This is a genomic window from Sulfurospirillum arcachonense DSM 9755 (assembly GCF_000597725.1).
GTDB lineage: Bacteria > Campylobacterota > Campylobacteria > Campylobacterales > Sulfurospirillaceae > Sulfurospirillum_A > Sulfurospirillum_A arcachonense.
In genome coordinates this window covers 49,956-69,999 of the sequence record NZ_JFBL01000010.1, presented here as the reverse complement: position 1 = coordinate 69,999, position 20,044 = coordinate 49,956, and the positions used below count along the sequence as shown (strand labels likewise).

Annotated in this window: 22 protein-coding genes; 16 read left to right on the top strand and 6 right to left on the bottom strand. The window is 28.4% G+C overall.

From position 1 onward, the window contains the following. Positions 1 to 47 precede the first annotated feature (47 nt). The 6 genes from K354_RS0109065 to K354_RS0109040 are packed head-to-tail and all read left to right on the top strand — an operon-like array spanning position 48 to position 6,695. Entirely contained in the window at positions 48 to 653 is a 606-nt protein-coding gene (locus K354_RS0109065) for a 5-formyltetrahydrofolate cyclo-ligase (RefSeq protein ID WP_245600598.1), read from the top strand. Continuing rightward, entirely contained in the window at positions 619 to 2,166 is a 1,548-nt protein-coding gene (rny, locus tag K354_RS0109060) for a ribonuclease Y (protein WP_425426676.1), read from the top strand. Before K354_RS0109065 ends, rny begins: the two co-directional genes overlap by 35 nt. 16 nt (positions 2,167 to 2,182) lie before the next feature. Next, complete coding sequence (locus tag K354_RS0109055) at positions 2,183 to 3,685, top strand: hypothetical protein (RefSeq protein ID WP_156928226.1); 1,503 nt, start codon at positions 2,183 to 2,185, stop codon at positions 3,683 to 3,685. After that, the gene (locus K354_RS0109050) at positions 3,678 to 5,465 is read left to right on the top strand and encodes an ABC transporter ATP-binding protein (RefSeq protein ID WP_024955182.1); all 1,788 of its coding nucleotides are present in this window, start codon (positions 3,678 to 3,680) and stop codon (positions 5,463 to 5,465) included. The genes K354_RS0109055 and K354_RS0109050 overlap by 8 nt, the downstream gene beginning before the upstream one ends. Next, positions 5,462 to 6,124, top strand: coding sequence for a lipid-binding SYLF domain-containing protein (locus K354_RS0109045; RefSeq protein ID WP_024955181.1), 663 nt, complete (start codon positions 5,462 to 5,464; stop codon positions 6,122 to 6,124). Before K354_RS0109050 ends, K354_RS0109045 begins: the two co-directional genes overlap by 4 nt. 4 nt (positions 6,125 to 6,128) lie before the next feature. Beyond that, positions 6,129 to 6,695, top strand: a complete 567-nt coding sequence (locus K354_RS0109040; protein WP_024955180.1) for a DedA family protein — start codon at positions 6,129 to 6,131, stop codon at positions 6,693 to 6,695. Here the strand turns inward: K354_RS0109040 and K354_RS0109035 are convergent. Next, a complete protein-coding gene (locus K354_RS0109035; protein ID WP_024955179.1) occupies positions 6,692 to 7,951 on the bottom strand; it encodes a Y-family DNA polymerase in 1,260 nt (419 codons plus the stop codon). The genes K354_RS0109040 and K354_RS0109035 overlap by 4 nt on opposite strands. Positions 7,952 to 8,222: 271 nt before the next feature. Here K354_RS0109035 and K354_RS0109030 point away from each other — a divergent pair, with 271 nt between their 5' ends. Next, entirely contained in the window at positions 8,223 to 8,882 is a 660-nt protein-coding gene (locus K354_RS0109030) for a LexA family transcriptional regulator (RefSeq protein WP_024955178.1), read from the top strand. Positions 8,883 to 8,917: 35 nt separating this feature from the next. Here the strand turns inward: K354_RS0109030 and K354_RS0109025 are convergent, their stop codons facing one another. The 3 genes from K354_RS0109025 to K354_RS0109015 all read right to left on the bottom strand — a co-directional run bounded on the left by K354_RS0109025 (position 8,918) and on the right by K354_RS0109015 (position 12,009). Next, entirely contained in the window at positions 8,918 to 9,409 is a 492-nt protein-coding gene (locus K354_RS0109025; protein WP_024955177.1) for a peptidylprolyl isomerase, read from the bottom strand. Between the two features lie 68 nt (positions 9,410 to 9,477). Next, on the bottom strand, positions 9,478 to 10,323 hold the full coding sequence (locus K354_RS0109020) for a bacteriohemerythrin (protein ID WP_024955176.1): 846 nt from the start codon (positions 10,321 to 10,323) through the stop codon (positions 9,478 to 9,480). Between the two features lie 69 nt (positions 10,324 to 10,392). Continuing rightward, positions 10,393 to 12,009: a phosphoethanolamine transferase gene (locus K354_RS0109015; protein ID WP_024955175.1), complete on the bottom strand. Its 1,617-nt coding sequence runs from the start codon at positions 12,007 to 12,009 to the stop codon at positions 10,393 to 10,395. A gap of 150 nt (positions 12,010 to 12,159) precedes the next feature. Between K354_RS0109015 and K354_RS0109010 the strand changes: the two genes are divergently transcribed. The 3 genes from K354_RS0109010 (at position 12,160) to K354_RS0109000 (ending at position 14,055) form a co-directional block, all read left to right on the top strand. Continuing rightward, positions 12,160 to 12,915 (top strand): SDR family oxidoreductase, encoded by a 756-nt coding sequence (locus K354_RS0109010; RefSeq protein ID WP_024955174.1) that lies wholly within the window; start codon positions 12,160 to 12,162, stop codon positions 12,913 to 12,915. Between the two features lie 70 nt (positions 12,916 to 12,985). Next, positions 12,986 to 13,414, top strand: coding sequence for a disulfide oxidoreductase (locus K354_RS0109005; protein WP_024955173.1), 429 nt, complete (start codon positions 12,986 to 12,988; stop codon positions 13,412 to 13,414). A gap of 2 nt (positions 13,415 to 13,416) precedes the next feature. After that, on the top strand, positions 13,417 to 14,055 hold the full coding sequence (locus tag K354_RS0109000) for a DsbA family protein (RefSeq protein WP_024955172.1): 639 nt from the start codon (positions 13,417 to 13,419) through the stop codon (positions 14,053 to 14,055). A 272-nt stretch (positions 14,056 to 14,327) separates the two neighbouring features. Here K354_RS0109000 and K354_RS0108990 read toward each other — a convergent pair whose 3' ends face one another. Then, entirely contained in the window at positions 14,328 to 15,149 is an 822-nt protein-coding gene (locus K354_RS0108990; RefSeq protein WP_024955170.1) for a thiamine-phosphate kinase, read from the bottom strand. Between the two features lie 103 nt (positions 15,150 to 15,252). On the opposite strand from K354_RS0108990, the gene K354_RS0108985 reads away from it, so the two are divergent. From K354_RS0108985 to K354_RS0108965, 5 genes are all read left to right on the top strand, one after another. Further along, positions 15,253 to 15,936 carry a DUF5644 domain-containing protein gene (locus K354_RS0108985; RefSeq protein ID WP_024955169.1) on the top strand — a complete coding sequence of 228 codons (684 nt, stop codon included), beginning with the start codon at positions 15,253 to 15,255 and terminating at the stop codon, positions 15,934 to 15,936. Positions 15,937 to 15,940: 4 nt separating this feature from the next. Then, positions 15,941 to 16,768, top strand: a complete 828-nt coding sequence (locus tag K354_RS0108980; protein WP_024955168.1) for an HdrB C-terminal domain-containing protein — start codon at positions 15,941 to 15,943, stop codon at positions 16,766 to 16,768. A 74-nt stretch (positions 16,769 to 16,842) separates the two neighbouring features. Further along, complete coding sequence (locus tag K354_RS0108975) at positions 16,843 to 17,232, top strand: class II SORL domain-containing protein (protein ID WP_024955167.1); 390 nt, start codon at positions 16,843 to 16,845, stop codon at positions 17,230 to 17,232. Between the two features lie 85 nt (positions 17,233 to 17,317). Continuing rightward, positions 17,318 to 17,983 carry a uracil-DNA glycosylase gene (locus K354_RS0108970; RefSeq protein WP_024955166.1) on the top strand — a complete coding sequence of 222 codons (666 nt, stop codon included), beginning with the start codon at positions 17,318 to 17,320 and terminating at the stop codon, positions 17,981 to 17,983. After that, the gene (locus K354_RS0108965; protein ID WP_051505414.1) at positions 17,980 to 19,170 is read left to right on the top strand and encodes a hypothetical protein; all 1,191 of its coding nucleotides are present in this window, start codon (positions 17,980 to 17,982) and stop codon (positions 19,168 to 19,170) included. Before K354_RS0108970 ends, K354_RS0108965 begins: the two co-directional genes overlap by 4 nt. Here the strand turns inward: K354_RS0108965 and K354_RS0108960 are convergent. Next, positions 19,167 to 19,538 carry a YbgC/FadM family acyl-CoA thioesterase gene (locus K354_RS0108960; protein WP_024955164.1) on the bottom strand — a complete coding sequence of 124 codons (372 nt, stop codon included), beginning with the start codon at positions 19,536 to 19,538 and terminating at the stop codon, positions 19,167 to 19,169. The two genes, K354_RS0108965 and K354_RS0108960, sit on opposite strands and share 4 nt — an antisense overlap. 40 nt (positions 19,539 to 19,578) lie before the next feature. Here K354_RS0108960 and K354_RS0108955 point away from each other — a divergent pair, with 40 nt between their 5' ends. Further along, positions 19,579 to 20,040 (top strand): methylated-DNA--[protein]-cysteine S-methyltransferase, encoded by a 462-nt coding sequence (locus K354_RS0108955; protein ID WP_024955163.1) that lies wholly within the window; start codon positions 19,579 to 19,581, stop codon positions 20,038 to 20,040. Positions 20,041 to 20,044: the final 4 nt, after the last annotated feature.

Below are 20,044 nucleotides of genomic sequence, written 5' to 3'. Positions count from 1 at the left end.
TTACAATTAAGATGCGATTATATCAAAAATGACTTTAAGTAGGGATGATGAATACAATAAAAATGACTAGAAAAGAGTTGTTTCGAGAAGAAGCAAAGAAAAAACTAATAAAATATGTAAAAAAATCAAAAATAAAAAGAAATAAGTATGTACTTGAGAAATTAAAATATTTGATTAGTAAAAATAAGTGTAAAAATATTTTACTTTATGTTCCTTTAGAAAATGAGGCAGATACTATGCAACTTATAAGGAAAATCAGGGCTAAAGTGAATATATATGTCCCATTTATGGAAGGTGTCAGTTTTAAGATGGTAAAATTTAGACTGCCTTTATTTAAGAAAAATTTCAATATAAAAGAACCAAAAAATTCTTTTATGAAAGTTCCTAAAATAGATATGGCAATAGTACCAGTCCTTGGGGTGGATGGTACATTTAAACGTATAGGTTTTGGAAAAGGGATGTATGATAGATTTTTTGAATCCCTACAATATTCTCCTACAATTGTTTTTGTACAATTAGTAGAATGTTTAAGCGCTGAAAAATTATCCGAAAACCATGATATACGAGCAGATATTTATATTACCCCTTATAAAACAATAATAAAAAGAGGACAATATGATAGGTATAAGTGTAGTAGCAGCTGCCGTAATTAGCGGTGCTGTAGGTTTTTTTATTTCAAAAAAATTGAATGCAGCAAATTATGAAGTTTACGTAGCACAAGCAAAGGCAAAAGCAAAAGCAATTGAGTATGAAGCAGAGTTGGTTCTTAAAAATTCAGAAGTAAAAGTTCGTGAAGCAGAATTTGAAGCTAAGAGAAAGTATGAAGACAAAATTATGTCATGTAAAAAAGACCATTCTGAAAAGATGATCGAATTAGATAAAAAAGATAAAAATTTTAAAGAAGAATTTAAGAAATTAAATAAAGATAAAAATGAAATAACAAGTTTAAAAAAAGAAGCACAAGATCTTTATGATGAAGGCACAAATTTAAAAAATGAGTATTCAGTTAAAGTTGAAGAAGCATTACTTGTACTAGAGCGTTCAGCTGGACTTACAGAGAGTGAAGCAAAAGAGATTGTACTGAAAAAAGTAGAAGAAAAATCACGTGCTGATATAGCGCATATGGTTAGAAGAAGTGAAGAAGAAGCAAAACAAGATATTAAAAGAAGGGTTAATTATATTTTAGCTCAAGCAACTTCGAGATTTGCAGGTGATTTTGCTGCAGAGAGATTGATAAATGTTGTAAATATTAAAGATGATGAATTAAAAGGTCGTATTATTGGTAAAGAGGGTAGAAATATCAAAACTCTTGAAATGTTACTTGGAGTAGATATTATCATTGACGATACTCCAAATGCAATTATTTTAAGTAGTTTCAATCTTTATCGTCGAGCAATTGCTACAAAAGTTATTGAACTTTTAGTAGAAGATGGAAGAATTCAACCTGCTCGTATTGAAGGAATATATGAAAAAGTAAAAGATGAATTTGATCAAAGTTTATTAGAAGAAGGTGAAAATATTCTTATAGATTTAGGACTAACAAAAGTTCATCCTGAAATTGTTAAACTTATAGGAAGATTGAAATTTAGAGCAAGTTATGGTCAAAATGCTTTAGGTCATTCTTTAGAAGTAGCTCATTTAGCTGGAATTATTGCTGCAGAATGTGGTGGTGATGAAATTTTAGCGAGACGTGCAGGTATTTTACATGATATAGGTAAGGCTCTTACTCATGAATTTGCAGGAAGTCATGTTGATTTAGGTGCTGATATATGTAAAAGATATAAAGAACATGAAGTAGTTATTAATGCAATTTATGCTCATCATGGACATGAAGAAGCGATAAGTGTTGAAGCTGCTGCTGTTTGTGCTGCAGATACACTTTCAGCTGCACGCCCAGGAGCTAGAAGAGAAGTTCTTGAGAGTTTTTTAAAGCGTGTTCAAGATATAGAAGATATTGCTAAATCAAAAACAGGTATTAAACAAGCATATGCAATTAATGCTGGACGTGAAATAAGAGTTATAGCAAATGCTAAACTAATAAATGATGATGAAGCTGTTTTACTTGCTAAAGAAATTGCTGAGGAAATTGAAGATAAAGTACAATATCCAGGTGAAATTAAAGTAAATGTTATTAGAGAAATGCGTGCACTAGGATTTGCAAGATAAAAAAGAAAGAAAGCAAATGATAGGTATAATTGCACAATTAGATGTTAAAAACAACAGTGCTATAATTATTGATGATAACAAAAAAAGATATTCTTTTGCATTAGATGCTTGCATAGGGTTTGAAACTTTTCCTGAACTTGGAGAAAAAGTAAAATTTGGATTAGAGGGAGAAGAAGTTTTTTTTGTTGAAGCAATTGTTAGTGGTGGTAAATCTTTTTCAGATGAAAAAGTTATTGAAAATAATATTATAGCTCCTTCAAAAAAATCGACTGTAAAATTACATGTAAATATACCACTAGATAAAAGTATAAAAGAGTGTCTTGAAAACTATTTTGAAGAAGTTATCTCTGTTGTTTATGACCATGAAGCTGAATTTGAGGAAGGTGAAACTTTAGATTTCCTTTTGATGAAAAGATTTTTACATACAGCATATAATAATTTAAGAGATATGGATAGTACGTTTATGGATGATTATGTACTTGAGTTGAGAGCTGATTTAAAAGCATTAGAAACTGTTTATCAAAATTTTCACAATAAAAATAGAGTGCCTGAAGTAGCTTATGAGACTATTTTTTTAGAACAACAAAGTGTATATCAAAATTATAAAAAAAGAATGCAAAGTAATATTTCTGAGTTGTATACTTTAAAAGCATCTATTAAATCTTTAGAGCATCAAATAGAAGATACTAAAAAAGCTATAAAAAATAGTAAAGTTCCAAAATTAACAGAAATGAAAATTAATGAACTAAAAAAATATAAAACTTATTATGTAGATTCCATTCATAAAACTGGAAATTTAAGAGATGAAAATATTGCATTGCAAAGTTTATTAGAAAATTTTGAAAATCAATTCAGAGAAGAGTTTATTTCTCTTTATAGTAAAGAAGCAAAAAAATATGATGAATTTATAAGAGAGCAACTTGATGGGTATGCTTACGAGTTTGATAAAAAAATGTGGGAAAGTGCTGAAAAGTCATCAGCAATTCGGTCTTTTTTCAAACGCTCTTATATAGAAGATGATTTTTCAAGTAAAACTTTTTTAAAGTATTTTATTAGCTCATTAGATAATACAAAATTTAGTAAAGAACATAAACGTTTAAATACCCTTCTTGATTATCTAGATAGCAGAGCTAAAATGCGGACTTTAGTAGTGAGTGAAAACCCAACACAGTCAGACCAAGTTAAACACTTAGTAAGAAGTCTTGATAAAGATTATAGTGCAGAAACAACGAATAAACCACGCTCAACATATTATAGGAATGATATTTCAAGGTTAGACATAATTTTTATTGATCAAAATATCAAAAATCCACCACTTTTGGAATTTTTAGGTATGTTAGAAAAAAGATTACAGCAATCAAAAAGTAATGCACAGATATGTATTACTGCTAAATCATTTTCACAAGAGAATTTATTTGATTTGCAAGAAAAAGGGATTAAATATTTTCTATCAACAAATCTTCGTAGTGATGAATTACAGTCAGATATGAAAGAGATAATAGAATCAATTCATGTATAAATATACCTTTAAAGATATTTTTAAAGATATCAAAAAATATAAAAAAGAGTTAATTCTTGCAAATATTATAGCTTTTTTAGCAGTTTTTATAAGTACACCAGTTCCACTTTTAATGCCTCTTTTAGTTGATGAAGTTCTTTTAAATAAACCTAGTTTTATAGTAAATAATATAAATAAAATTACAAATTCAACTTATGAACCTTATGTATATGTTGCTTGTATGTTATTTTCTGTTATAGTTTTAAGATGCTTCTTTTTTTTATTAAACTATTATCAGACTAAAATATTTACGATAATTTCAAAAAATATCACATTTGAGTTAAGAAAAAGTTTATTAAAACAACTTTCGAAAGTTTCATTAAAAGAATTTGAATTTATGGGGTCTGGTAATATTTCATCTTTGCTTATTATTGATGTAGATACTGTTGATAATTTTTTAGGAACAGCTATAAGTAGGTTGATAATTTCTGTACTTACTATTTTAGGCGTTGGTATTGTTTTACTTTTAATTCATTGGCAATTAGCACTTTTTATACTTTTACTGAATCCCTTTGTTATTATTATAACCACAAAAATAGCAAGAAAAGTATCTGTTTTAAAAAAAGAACAAAATAAAACATATGAAATATTTACATCAAGTCTAACTGAAACATTGGATCTTTTTATTCAAATTAAATCTTTGAATAGAGAAGGGCGTTTTTTTGGAGAAGTGACTAAAAATGCAGCTATTATGCGAGACAGAACAATAGAATTTGGTTATAAAAGTGATGCAGCAACAAGGTTTTCATTTTTGATATTTCTTTCTGGATTTGAAATTTTTAGAGCAGCAAGTATTTTAGTTGTTGCGTATTCTGATTTAACTATAGGATTAATGTTGGCTATTTTTGGTTATCTTTGGGTTATGATGACGCCTATTCAAGAAGTTTTAAATATGCAGTATGCTTATCATAACGCAGTAGCAGCCTTAAATAGAATTAATGAAATTTTTGCCTTAAAAACAGAACCACTGAGTAAAAGTAAAGATAATCCATTTAAGGATACTTTTACAAATGCTATTGATATTAGTGATTTGTCATTTTCTTATGAAAATGGTAAAAAAATACTTAAATCAGTAAATATGCAAATACCCAAAGGTAAAAAAATAGCCGTGGTAGGAGCGAGTGGAAGTGGAAAAACAACTTTAGCTCAGCTTTTAGTAGGGTTATATCCTATACAAGATGGTGATATATATTTTGATGGGCATTCAGTGAAAGACATTGGTTTAGATAAAGTAAGAGAAAATGTATTTTTAGTGCTGCAAAATCCTCAACTTTTTAATGATACAATTGCAAAAAACTTGACTTTTGGTGATAAAGTTGAGAAAGATAGATTAGATTATGCTATAGAAATTGCTCAAATGAGGGATTTTATTTATTCATTAGAAGATGGGTTACAAACTAAAATAGGTAGAGATGGTATTAAACTTTCTGGTGGACAAAGACAAAGATTGTCTATTGCACGAATGGTTATCCAAAATCCAAATATAGTAATTTTAGATGAGTCTACATCAGCTTTAGATGTTCATACGGAATCAAGGCTTTTTGATGCACTTGAAGAATATTTACAAAATAAAACAACTATAATAATAGCACATAGACTTAGTACAATTAGAAAAGCTGATTATATTTATGTACTTGAAAGTGGTGAAATAGTAGAAAAAGGAAATAGTAAGGATTTAATGGAACAAGAGGGCTTGTTTTATAGTTATGTAAAAGAAAAAGAGAATAAAGGAAGAAAATGAAACGATTATTGATTATATTGTTACTAGTTTTTTGTGTAACTAATTTATTTGCTGATTCAGTTGAAGAAAAAGTTTTAGAATCAACAAATAGCATGAAAAAACTCATAAGAAATAGAAATGGTATACCAATACAAATTATACAAAAAGCACAAGCAATTGTAATAATACCTAGTTCAGTAAAAGTTGGTATTTTTATAGGTATGAAGTATGGTGAAGGCGTAGCATCTATAAGAAAAGCTGACGGAAGTTGGAGTTATCCATTTTTTATAAAAATAAGTGGTGGAAGTTTAGGTTTTCAATTGGGTGTGGAATCAGCTGACAGTATTTTTGTTTTTAGAACACAAAATAGTGTTAACGAACTTTTGAAAAATAAATTTACTATAGGTGTTGGTGCTTCAGCATCTGCAGGACCTATAGGAGCAAATATTGAAAAAAATTCAGAAATAAATATGCAAGCAGAAATATTTACATACTCACAGACAAAAGGACTTTTTGCAGGTGCTTCATTTGAAGGAGCAGTTTTATCAAATGATGAAAATAAGAATAAAGCTCTTTATGGTGGAGATATTAGTGTAAATAAAATAGTAACTTCTGAAAATTTGAGTGATGTATATAGTGTACAAGAATTTTTAAAAAACATAGAAAATTTGACAAGGTAATTTTGTGGAAGATATAATAAACTCACTATCAACATATGGATATATAATACTTTTTTTCTACTCATTAGGGGGTGGAATGGTTGCAATAATTGCAGCAGGTATACTTTCCTATGCTGGTAAAATGGATTTAACAACATCTATTGCAGTTGCATTTGTAGCAAATGCTTTAGGAGATTCACTTTTGTTTTATATAAGTAGGTATAATAAAGAACAAATGATGCCATATTTAAAGAAACATAGAAGAAAATTAGCTTTGAGTCATATTATGATGAAAAAATATGGTGATAAAATTATCTTTTTTCAAAAGTTTGTATATGGTATAAAAACACTTATTCCAATAGGAATTGGCATGACTAAATATTCAGCTATAAAGTTTAATATACTGAATATTATTTCGGCTTTAATATGGGCAATAGGGTTAGGATACCTAAGTTTTACAGCAGGTGAAACACTTACAAAAGCTTCAAGTTATTTTAGTACCTATCCTTGGTTAGGACCTCTTATAGTTCTTACTCTATTAGGAGGGCTTTGGTATTATTTAAATGCTGCTACACAAAAAAAGAATTCCTAGAGGAGTTCTTTTGCACTTCGTAATATATCAATTCCATATTTTTTTCTTAGTCCAAGATTAACATTCATTAAAGAGTGATGTTTTAAATCTTTTTCTATATCAAGTACAGAAGGATTTAATTTTTCTTTTTGAATAAAATTTGATAAAGTGATAGAAAGCTTTATCACTTTATTAGTAGAGCTTTGGTCTAATTCCTGAAAAGTTTGAATCACCGTTGATGTTAAAAAATGCTCATTAAAAAGTCTATTAAAAGTGAGTTGTTTTCTTTTGTTTGTGTGTTCGTAACTAATAGATAAGGAAATTGTTGTAGGAACTAATTCTAATTTTGAAACCATAAATACAACATGTCTAGAGAGTATAAATAGTCTTCTTATAAGTTCTTTTCTATTGATAATAGCATCAAAAGTTCTTGAAATACCAACAGATTTTCTACCAATTTTTTCAATAACGGGTTCGTTGTCTTCTCCGCAAACTCTATTATAGATATTTTTACCACTATTTCCCCATGAATAAAGAAGTATTTTTGATTCTTTAATATCTCCCAATGTAAATTTTTTATATTTATGGAGTTTCTTTTGCATTGCTTTACCGATTCCTGGAAATTTTTCAATAGGAACAGTTTTTATAAATCCATCGGTATCGTCAATCTTTTTGATACCATAAGGTTTTGCAAATTCAGTAGCCAATTTTGCTGTCCACTTTGACTTAGCAATACCAATAGAACAGGGTAATCCGAATTTTTTATTGATATTAGCTTGAAGTTCAGTTGCAAATGGATAGATATCTTTTTCACTTATCCATCCTCCTAAATCACAAAAAAATTCATCTATACTAAATTGTTCAATGACGGGTACATGTAAAGACATATATTCTCTTAGATTTTGTGATAATTTATGATATAAAGAATGATTTGGTTTTATAACTATTAAGTTTTTACATCTTCTTTTAGCTTCAGATATGCTCATACCAGTTTTTATACCATATGCTCTAGCTTCATAACTTGAAGTTGTGACTATACCTCTTGTTTTTCCATTATCATTAAAATACTCGGGTAGTTTTTCTTTGTTTTTATCGATAAAAACAGCAGAAACAAATGCTCCAGTATTTTGAAAAACTATATCTCTATTGAGTCTCTCTTTTGAAAATATATATGGATCACTTCTTCCACCAATTACAATTGGTTTTCCTTTTAAGCTTTTTTTGACACTTCTCTCTGCTGAAACATAAAAAGCATCTAGGTCAAGATGAAAAAGCATTAAAAAAGAATGTTACTGACTTTTAACATAGCTTGTTCAAATCTTTGAATATAAGTTTCAAGTTGTTGCATTTTAAATCCTTTTTTATTTAATTCTCAATACTCATGAACAAAGTTCATAAGTATTTCAATCACTAAAGTTTTCATTTAGTGAAGAATTTTTAATTTATTTCAACTATTGTAATAAAAATTAAAATTATGGTACAATTATATTACAAAATGAAATATAATTTATATTTATTTTCTATATGAATACTTTTAAAGGATATAAGATGCCAGATCTAAGAGAAATACTTGACCGTATAAAAGATATATTGTCTGATGAAATAGGGCACAGAAAAGTTTTTGATAAGGATGTTGCAGAAGCATTAGATATAAACCAAGTAAGTTTTGCTACGATGAAAAGCAGAAGCAAGATACCCTACAAAGAAATTTTAGAGTTTTGTGCAAAAAGAAAAATTTCTATAAATTGGCTTATGTTTAATCAAGTAGTAGGGAGTTTAACATCACAGAGTGAAAAGTTTGAAAGAGTTCATTATTTTAAAGATATTTATGCAAGTGCAGGTGGAGGAGCTTTAAATTATGATGAGCAAAGTGATTTTCTTACGCTTGATGAAGAGATGGTAAATCATCTTGGAGGTAAACAATCTATAAAAAATATTCATGCACTTAATGTTTTAGGTGATTCAATGGAGCCTACTTTAAATGATGGAGATATTGTTTTTATGGATAGAGAAAGTAAAAATCCAAATAAAAATGGAGTTTATATAGTTTCTACTCCAGTTGGGCTTTTTATAAAAAGATTGCAATTAAAATCAGATGGAATGGTCGCTTTAGTTTCTGATAATGAGTCATATTCAGATGAATTAGTAAATGCTGATGATATCGAAGTTTTAGGAAAAGTTATTGGAACTATGTCAAATAGTATATAAAAACCTCTTTACATGTAAAGAGGTTTTTAATAGATTTACAGTGATTCTTTAATATCAATGCTGATGATATTGTCATCTTGATTGATACTATCTAATACTTTCATACTCTCTTCGTCGCTTGGGTCAATTGCACCAAATACAGTGTGAACACCATCTAAGTGAGGTAGTGCATCGTAACATACAAAAAATTGGCTACCACCAGTATTTGGTCCCGCATGTGCCATTGATAAAGCACCTTTTGCATGTTTACTTTCTTGGTCTGTTTCACAAGCTATTGACCATCCAGGACCACCTGTGCCAGTTCCATGAGGACAACCACCTTGAGCAACAAATCCAGGTATTACACGATGAAAATTAAGATTGTTGTAAAAACCTTCTTTTGCTAAATATGCAAAGTTTGCAACTGTATTTGGAGTTTCATCTACAAATAATTTTATATTCATTGCACCATGATCAGTGTTAATTACAGCGTATTGAAATTGTGTTAATTCTTCTTCTGAGTAGTCATATACTTTTAATTCACTCATGTTATATCCTATTTAATAAAGTTTAGCCGTGATTATAACACAAAACTTACCTTTTTCTATGAATCTTTTTATAGGGTTTTTAAGTTTTTGACATTTTTTATGTCTTCTAAATCCTGCATCCAAAATAAAATTTTCTTATCTTCTTCTAGTATATGATTTACAAGAGATGTATTTATAAATTCTTTTAGCTCATCCTCAATTTCATTTATTTGTAATGTAGGGACTTTTTGCATAAATATAGTTAAATTTTCAATAATTTTTTTATGGATATCTTTATGCTCATTTATCATATCAAATTTAATACTTTCCATATAGATTTCTTCATTTTTAAAATGCTTTTCAAAATATTCAAAAAGTTTATGCAAGGTAATCTTAATTTTTTCCATTCTTAATGCTTGTGGAACTTGTTTAAAAACTTCACTAGCAATTTGAAAAAGTTCTTGATGTTCTGCATCTATAAGAGCATTATGTATCGAATAAGAGTTATGCCAACAAAATGAGAATTCTGGAATTTTATGAGTACGTACCCATTGCGATATTTTTTTATCTTCGTATATTATGTGATGAATAAACCATATTTCGACCAAATGGGCTAATTCCTTTTCAATTTCAAGGAGATTCATTTTAGGAAGTTTTCTTGTAAAGTTTTTCATAGAGTCAATAATTTTATTATGTAAAGTTTTTTGTGTTTCAAGGTCGGGGTAAGAAATAGATTCCATATACTGTTCTTCATTTTTAAAATGAGTTTTTGTATAAGAGAGTAGTTCTTTTAAAACATTTCTTATTTTATCGAGTTTTTTATCATTGCTTGTTACAGTAAAAGCTTTTGAAGCTATTTGAAAAAGTTTTTGATGTTCTGTATCGATTTGATTATTGTTAAGACTATAAATTTCTTGCCATGTTAAATCAATCATAATATACTCCTTAAATTATTATGATAACAAATTATGTATTAATGAATAGTTATGACTATTTGATTAGTACTATTTTTTAGCATTAAATAATATGTCCATATCTTTTTTATATACTTTTGTTTCTACTTCAAATAGTCCTAATAAAGTATGAAATAGATTATCTTGTGAAAACTTGTTATCTTTATACAAAGATAGTTTTTCAGTGTCTACATCTTCTTGAATATAACCTTCGCCAAACCAAATAAGGGATCCAATATGTTTTTGTTCATCAGGTGCCATAAAATATGGAAGCCCATGTAAATAAAGACCATCTTCTCCTAAACTTTCTCCATGATCACTCATATAAAGCATTGCAGTTTCATAATCTTTTGAGTATGGTTTTAAAAAATTTATTACTTTTGATAAAAAGTAGTCCGTATATAAAATAGCATTATCATAAGCATTGCTTACTTCTTCTTGAGAACACTTTTCTAGTTGATTTGTTTTACAAACTGGGGTAAATTTTTCAAATTTTTTAGGATACCTTTTATAGTATGCTGGTCCATGATTTCCCATTTGGTGAAGTACTATTAATATATCTTCACCTTTATGTTTTTCAATATAATTTTCAAGTCCAACTAGCATGCCTTCATCCCTGCATTCACCTTCATCACACATTGTATTAGTTTTAGGTGTTCTATAGTCTTCAAAATCAGTTCTTATTGCAACACCTTTTGAATCTGAGTTATTATCTCTCCATAGGATATTTATATTTTTAGTATGTTTTAGTACATCTAAGATGTTTTCAGTTGAAATCCCTTTTTTATAACTATAATGATCTTTATCAAACATTGAAAACATACATGGAACTGATTCTGCTGTTGAAGTTCCACAAGAGTACATATTTGGGAAGTTAATAATGTTTTCTTTTTTTAAAAGAGGATTGGTCTCTTTTTTATAACCATTTAAAGAAAATCTATTTGCTCTTGCTGCTTCACCTACTACCATAATTATAAGTTCTGTTTTTTCAAGTTCATCATTATGTTGTGTTTCTTCTATTTTTGCATCTTCACCAATTGATTTTAGGGTGATTGGCCCACTATTGATAGTTTTATTTATATATTTTCCACTACTATACATCCAATAAGCAGGGTTAATATGATATCGAAGAGGTTTATGTTCTCTAAAAAATGAAGTATAAAACTTACTAAATGCAAATAGCATAATTAAGATAATTGTAAAGGATAAAAAGAGTGTTTTGACTTTAGCAAATAATTCTTTCCCAAATGTTTTATATTCAATTTTAGCTTTATATATAAGATATGATGGCAGAAATCCTAGAAAAAACATATAAAAAACTAATTTTAGGCTAAATAAATCAGAGGATTCATTTAGGTTAGTTTGAAGTGAGTTTCTAATCATATTATCATCAATAATTACATGATAAGTATCCATAAAATATGCTGTAAAAGATGAAATGAATAAAGAAATAATCAAAATAGGTTTAGTTGTATATTTAGAAGAAACTAATGTAAATAAAAATACAAGAAAACTAATTAATAATAGTACAATTGATGATATGTATAATATATTAAAACCATCAAATGGATAGACTTTTAGAAGATTTAAAAAAAATGAAAAATTGTAAAAAATTGTAAAAAATAACGATATTGTAAGTATAAGCTTATACTGAGAAAATTGTTTCAAAAAAAAACCTTTTGAGGAAATTGATATATTGAATAGTAGTACGAAAAAGTTAATACATGGTTAATTTAAATATTGAATTTGATAAGAAATTGTATACAAGATTACTTTTTTTAAAAGTTTGCTACAATTAATGAAAAAAAGGAAAATAATATGTCAAAAATAGTGTTAGTTACTGGTGCTACATCAGGTTTTGGTCGTGAAACAGTTAAAATGTTTGCAAAAGCAGGACATAAAGTCATAGCAGTAGGGAGACGTTTAGATAAACTAGATGAGTTAAAAAATGAGTTAAATGATTGTGATATTTGTACTGTTTCACTAGATGTAAGAGATAAGGAAGCAGTTTTTACAGCTATAGAAAGTTTACCTAGTGAGTATAAAAACATAGATATTTTAGTAAATAATGCTGGGCTTGCTTTAGGTTTAGAAAAAGCACCAGATGCATTATTAGAAGACTGGGAAATAATGATAGACACTAATATTAAAGGTCTTTTGTATATGACTAAAGCCATTCTTCCTACAATGGTAGAGAGAAAAAGTGGCTATATATTTAATTTAGGTTCGATTGCAGGTAACTGGCCATATGAAGGTGGAAATGTGTATGGTAGTACAAAATCTTTCGTACAGCAATTTTCTTTTAACTTAAGAAATGACTTAAAAGGTACAAATATAAGAGTAAGCAATATTGAACCAGGCTTTTCAAAAACAGAATTTTCTAATGTAAGATTTAAGGGTGACGATGAAAAGGCAAATGCTATATATGATGGTATGCAACCATTGGTAGGTGAAGACATAGCAAATCTTATATTTACACTTTCCCAGCTTCCAGAACATGTTAATGTAAACTCTTTAGAAGTGATGCCTACAGCACAAACATGGGCAGGATTTAGTATAGAAAAAAATACTTAAAATTAACTTGTTTATAATGCATTAATAAAATATTTATATAATTCTTCATTATAATTAAAGGTTTTCATAGATGACGAAAAATAAAAAGTCAAATTTGAGTTGGACACTTCTGTTTTTTGCTTGGATAATTGCTACAGTATCTACTCTAGGAAGTTTGTTTTTTAGTGAAGTTATAGGATACATTCCTTGTACACTTTGTTGGTATCAAAGGATTTGTATGTATCCTTTAGTGCTAATTTTGTTAGCAGGAATGGTCCCTTTTGATAGAAGTGTTTTTAGGTATGCTGTACCTTTTATTGCACTTGGTTGGTTTTTTAGTTTATATCATAATTTAATTCATTATGACATTATCCCAGAGAGTGCAAGACCATGTTCTCAAGGGATTCCATGTTCTGTAAGGTATATTGAGTGGTTTAATTTTATAACGATTCCTATGTTGTCTTTTATAGCCTTTAGCCTCATTGGAATTTTACTTTACATGTTAAGAAAGGAAAAATAAAGATGAGTAAACAAAAAATAGTTATTTTTACAGCAATAAGTTTAATTTTGCTTTTTATGGTTGGTGGGTATGTATATAAAAATCAACAATCCGCACAATTTAGCTCTATAGCTCAAAAAAACTCTGAAGCTTTTGTAAGAGAGCATTCTTTAACAATTGGTAATAAAGATGCAAAAGTTCATATTGTAGAATTTTTTGATCCAGCTTGTGAAACATGTGCAGATTTTTATCCTTTTATTAAAGATATTATGAAAAAAAATGAAGGTAATATTAAATTGACTTTGCGTTATGCTCCATTTCATCAAGGTTCAGATCATGTAGTAAAGATGCTTGAAGCTGCAAGAAAACAAGGTAAATTTCATGAAACGTTAGAAATGATATTTGCTACGCAGAGTTCATGGGCTAGTCATCATAAACCAAATCCTGAATTACTATGGAAATATTTAGCAAAACTTGGACTCGATATTGATAAGTTAGTTTTGGATATGAAAGATCCTGCTTTAGATACGCTTATAGCACAAGATTTAGCAGATGCTAAAACATTGGGTGCAACTAAAACACCATCTTATTTTGTTAATACAAAACCACTGGAAAAATTTGGATACAAACCATTAAAAGAGCTAATATACTCAGAACTTTAAACTAAAAGAGAACTTTTTTTGAGTTCTCTTTTTTAGAAGTTTTTGAATGTAGTAGTGTTTTATGAGAGATACATTATAGTTTAGTTTACTCTTATGTAGGGAGCTAAGAAATTGATTATTATTAAAAACACAATAAGAGCAAAACAAATAGCAGCTATATGGGAATTGGCTTTTTTAGTTCCTTTTTGTATAAAAAAATTTGAGCTAAATTTCCAAGTAAAATAAGATATTATAATTGCTACAGCAAGTAAAATTATTGACATGTTAATCCCTTAAAAATGGTTTTCTTTACAACAAGAGGTATATTTTCCTGTTACTGCTTTCGCAAATATTGTTATTTGTGTTCTATTCTTTTTGGCTATAGATTTTATTTTTGCTAGATTTTTTGGTGAAAATGAAAACAACATTTCGTACTCTTCGCCACTACATAGATCTTTTTTAGCAAGGTTTATTAAAAACTTCGCACCTAAATTTCTACTACTTTTACACAGCCTTGATAAATCTTTTGATAACCCGTCTGATATGTCTAAACCAGCATTTATATATTTTGCAGCTTCATAGATAAAGTCTGCTTTGAGTAAAGGTGTTACAAATTTACTATTTGTATGTACTTTCCCTTCTCTCAAAAGTTTGTTTAAATCTTTTTTAGAATTTCCTAGCTTCCCTGTAAATGCAATCAAATCACCTTTTTTCATAGTCTTTCTATAAATTGGTTTTTTTGTTTGAGAAATAAGTGTAATAGAAATCATAAGTTTATCGCCAGAAGTTGTATCTCCACCTATGATTTCAAAATTATATTTTTTTGCTGTTTCTTCAAAAGCATATGAGAGTTCTTGTAGTTGTAAAAGTGAAAAATTTGATGGTAAAACTAAACCTATAAGGGCATGTTTGGGTTTTGCATTCATAGCAATCGCATCCGAAATATTGACTAGCATACTTTTAATAGCGATTTGTTTTAGACTCATCCAAGAAAGTTTAAAATGAATATTTTCGCAAAAAAGATCTTTTGAGTAAACTAAGTTCCCTATAACGGCTCCATCATCTCCAATTTTTTTGTTTTTAAATCCAGAGATAAAGTATCCCTCTTTGTCCATCTTTATACCACACTGTTATTTTGATTTTATATATTTTTTGTATTATACCTTAAGTAAAGATAGAGTAGACTTTGGAACCTACTTAATTTGAGGAGAGTTGACTATGGAGTGTAAACTCATATTAGAAGTTTTTAGATTTGATTGTAAAACTGATTATCTTCCATATTATAAAAAGTATGTAGTGAAGATTGACATGGAAAAAACTGTTGCTGATTTGTTAGCTTTGATCAAAGATGACGAAAAAGTTTTTGAATATCCTACAGATGAATATGCTGCTATTAAAATAAATAATAAAGCTCTTTTTACAAATGTAAAACTCAGTGAAGTAAAAGATTATTTTGGAAAAGAGTTACGATTAGACCCTTTAAATTCTAAAAGAGCTATAAAAGATTTGACTATGAACCTTGAAGATTTTGAAAAAAGGTTTGATATTTTTGCTTCTTTTGTAAACTCAAGTGATAAAAAGGTTTTTAAATCATATATAAAAGAGCACTACTCATCTCCAATAGTTAATCTTGAAGAAGATTATTTAGGCGATGGACTTTTTGCTTTTGCATATGATATGATTCAAAAGTATCCTGAAAGAAAAGAAGAGATTTTAAACTTAATTTGTGTGAAAGATAGTGGAGTTTGGTTACATGTGAATATCTCAAATAAACTATTTCCCCAAAGTTATGAATTAGAAAGAAAAATAGATTTTTTAAAAAATGAAATTATAAAACAAGAGAATTCAGCAAATGATTTTGTTGATAAACAAAAAAACTTTAGCAGTAATTTTTTAAGGTAATATGATGGCACAATATAGATTATTTGATAATATAATAGAAAAAGGTACGGCATATCCTTTGATTCTTGCAGCTCTAGAGTTATTAAGTACATTTGATATAGAAGCACCAATTTTAACAGATTCAAAACCTGATATTGCAGCTGAGGGTAAATCTTTAAATGAAGAAGCTTTTTTATATAACTGTGCTTATAATTTAGCAAGTGCTAAAAAAGACAATGCTGATATAATTTGTGTAGAAGATAGTTCATATACCTCATTAAACTTAACAAAGATTATTCTTCTTGAAGATGTTCAGTTACGAGAAGAGATAGCAAACAAGCTTAAAAAAGATAATTTAGAACTCACTTTAGAGCCAAATGTTTTACATGTAAATGATATTCTAAGGGATGTGATTGGTTTTGACAAATTGCAAAAAAATATACAAAAACCATTTAATAATTTTAATGTAGCTATATTTAATGGTAATAAAACACATAATTTAGAAACGAATGATTCTATTTTAACTTTAATGGGTTTAAATATTATAAATTTTGAAAGACAAAATGATAGTGATGGTTATGAAATATTGCCTGCATCAAAAAATTATGCATATCAACTTGCAGGTAAAATTATGTTAGACATGTTTGATAATGCAGCGGACTTTGTAGTAACAAATGATGCTAGAAGTTTTTTTATGTTTGATTCAGAGCAAAAAAAGTTAGAAAGTATAGTAGGAAGAGATATTGAATTAAGTATTTTTTCAACAGCACAAATTGTTTTATTGGCTTTGGGATGTGAAAATATATCAAAAATGGGCTTAGATAAACACCATATAATAACAGATTTAATATAGTTGGATTAAATAAGACAAATTTAATCCTTTTTAGAATATAATTCTTTATAAAAATTTTAAGTTAAGGAAAAAATATGCCAAAAATTAATCGTTACGTTGATATAGATACAGTAGAAAGAGAAGCTAAAAAAGATTACATAGATAGACATTCTCCATTTATCGCCTGTGCTGATAGTGCAAAAAGTGGAGAAAAGTTTGCTGTAACAGTAAAAGTAGGAAACGAGTATTCTCATCCAGATGATTTTGATCATTTTATAGCGAATGTTGCATTATATAATGGAGAAACATTATTGGGTCGTGCTGATTTTGTACCAGGAACACTTGGTGGACAAGATGCAAAAGGACAAGCTGAAGTAGTTTTTAATATTGTTCCAACGACAAAAAAACTAAAACTAGTAGCACAATCTTACTGTACAAAACATGGAGTTTGGGAAAGTGATCCTGTTGCTGTAACAGTAGAATAATTATTTTAATAAGCCTCTTTTTTATAGAGGCTTCACTCTCTCCAATTTATCTCTTTTTAACACCTCATTAGATACTATTCTTTTCATGACACAAATAGAAAAAGCAAGACTTTTAAAAATATTATATCAATATAGAGCTATGGGATTTGAATACTTTAAAGAGTATAAGCCTGTAGGAAGTAAAGATACTAGCTCTATGTTACCCAAAGAAATTGGACAATTAAAAGAGTCTGTAATGTCTTGTCATTTGTGTAATTTAAGTAAAACAAGAAAAAATGTTGTATTTGGTGAAGGCGATGAAAATGCAAAACTTATGTTTATAGGTGAAGCACCAGGTGCTAGTGAAGATGAAGATGGAAAAGTATTTGTAGGTCGTTCAGGTACAGTTCTAACAAATATAATAGAAAATGTTTTGAGATTAAAAAGAGAAGATGTTTACATAGCAAATATTGTAAAGTGTAGACCTCCTGGAAATAGAGTTCCAACGATGGAAGAAGTGAGTGCTTGTAAACCATATTTAATGCAACAAGTAGAAAAAGTAAATCCTAGTATTATAGTTGCTCTTGGGTCTACAAGTTTTCATCACTTAACAGGCGAGTATGAAACTGAAATCTCTAAGATAAGAGGGGAAGTTTTAGAACTTGGTAATGCTAAGTTGATCCCTACGTATCACCCAAATTTTTTATTAAGAAATCCATCATCTAAAAAAGAAGTTTTTCAAGATATGTTAAAGGTTAAAAGTCTATTATGAAAATATTATTTATTTTTTTTATTTCTATTTCATTAATGTTTGCTAAGAGTGATAAAGTGTCGCATATACCACCACCTAAAAGTGTATTTATAAATTTGAATATTGATACATGTAATATGGATTGTATGGATAAACTTTTAGAAGATGGACAAATATTCTCTTTTTTAAGTTATTATAATAGTTCTATGGATGAACTTTATTCTATGCAAAGTGAATTTGAATACTATCAAAGAATTTTTAGAATTTTTGAAGATGAGAAATTCTCTATTCGAGTTGCTTTACTTGTTCCTCAAAGAAGTATAAGAAGGTACGCATCTACTACAGTTAATTCGGTAATAGCATATCTTGTTTCAAAACAAAATAATTTTGAAGTAAAAGTATTTAATAGTATTGATGAAAAAGAAGAGTCCATTTTAAAAGCACTTGAAGATATAAAAAAAGAGAAATTTACTTATGTAGTTGCTCCTGTTACAAATAGTGGCGCGAAGATAATTAACCAAAATGCGAATGGTTTAATAGTTTACATTCCTACAGTGCATAAGAAAAATATAGAAGAAAGTAATCCAAATATACTATTTGGTGGGATTGATTATGCAAAACAAATAGATACGTTATTGGGTTATACAAATAGTAAAATTGCTTATTTCTCAGATGGAAGTGGCTTGAGCAAGTCTTTAAATACTTTTCTTATAGAAAAGAGCCCACAAATAATTTATAATAAAAGTATAAATGATTCGAGAGTTAGTTTTAAAAGATTGTTAAGACACAATAGAAAATTAGCTGGAAGTTCAATTTTCATGAATACACCGCTTGTGAAAACAAGTCTTATATCTTCTCAATTAAGAGTTTATAAAATAAAACCATACGCTATACTCTCAACACAAATAAATTATAATCCTATGCTTTTAACACTCACGCAGTATGCAGATAGAGACAAGTTTTATATTGCAAATTCTATAGGAAAAACTACTGTTGGTATGGAAGAGCTAAACTCTCTTTTTGGACATGACATTGTTTATGATTGGGTTAATTACTCAACTTCTATAGGAATTGATTATTTTTATACACACTATTTTGTTCCAACAGCTGCAAAAAACTTTAGCGAAAATGTAGTAGACAATCAAGTAGAATATAAAGTTTCAATTATAAGACCAAAAAGATATAAATTTGAAAAAGAGCTATTCTAAAAAATACTTAGAAAAAACTCTTTTGATTTTGGATCTATTCTAATAGGTCGACCTTCTTTTACATAAGCTAATATAGAAGTCATCTCGAAAAGTTTTATATCATCTAACCATACACTTTGTATAAGGGTTAAAGATGCATTTTTTAAATCTAGTATTTTATGTTTTACTTCTAACATATCACCAAGTTTAGCAGAACGAATAAAATCAGCTTCTATATGTTTGACTACAAAATGAGCATTGTTTTGAGTAGGAGACATGCCTCTTTGAAAAAAAAGCTCACTTCTAGCTCGTTCACAAAACTTTAAATAATTTGCATGATATACAATACCACCGGCATCTGTATCATCATAATAAACTCTAATTTTCATAGAAATCCTTACATGTAAAGAAATAACGGTATAATACCGTATGAAAACAACATACTACTATAATTCACCTATTGGTATCTTGAAATTATGCTGTTCGGAATCTTCTTTAGAAGGGCTTAGTTTCGTGCAATATGCAGAGGAAAATCCAAAACAAATTTCTAAAATTCTCTCTACATGTAAAGAACAGTTGGATAGGTATTTTAGTGGAAAGCTAAAAAGTTTTGATATACCTATTGAGTTTACAAAAGGTACTGAATTTCAGCAAAATGTTTGGAAAGCTTTGCAAAATATACCTTATGGTGAAACAAGAAGTTATAAAGATATTGCTACAATTATAGGTAATCCAAAAGCTGTAAGAGCAGTTGGTGGTGCAAATAATAAAAACCCTATAGGTATCATAATTCCTTGTCATAGAGTCATAGGAAGCAGTGGTAAACTTGTAGGATATGCTAGTGGACTTGATAATAAAGAGTGGTTGTTAAAACATGAGAATAAAAAATAGGAAA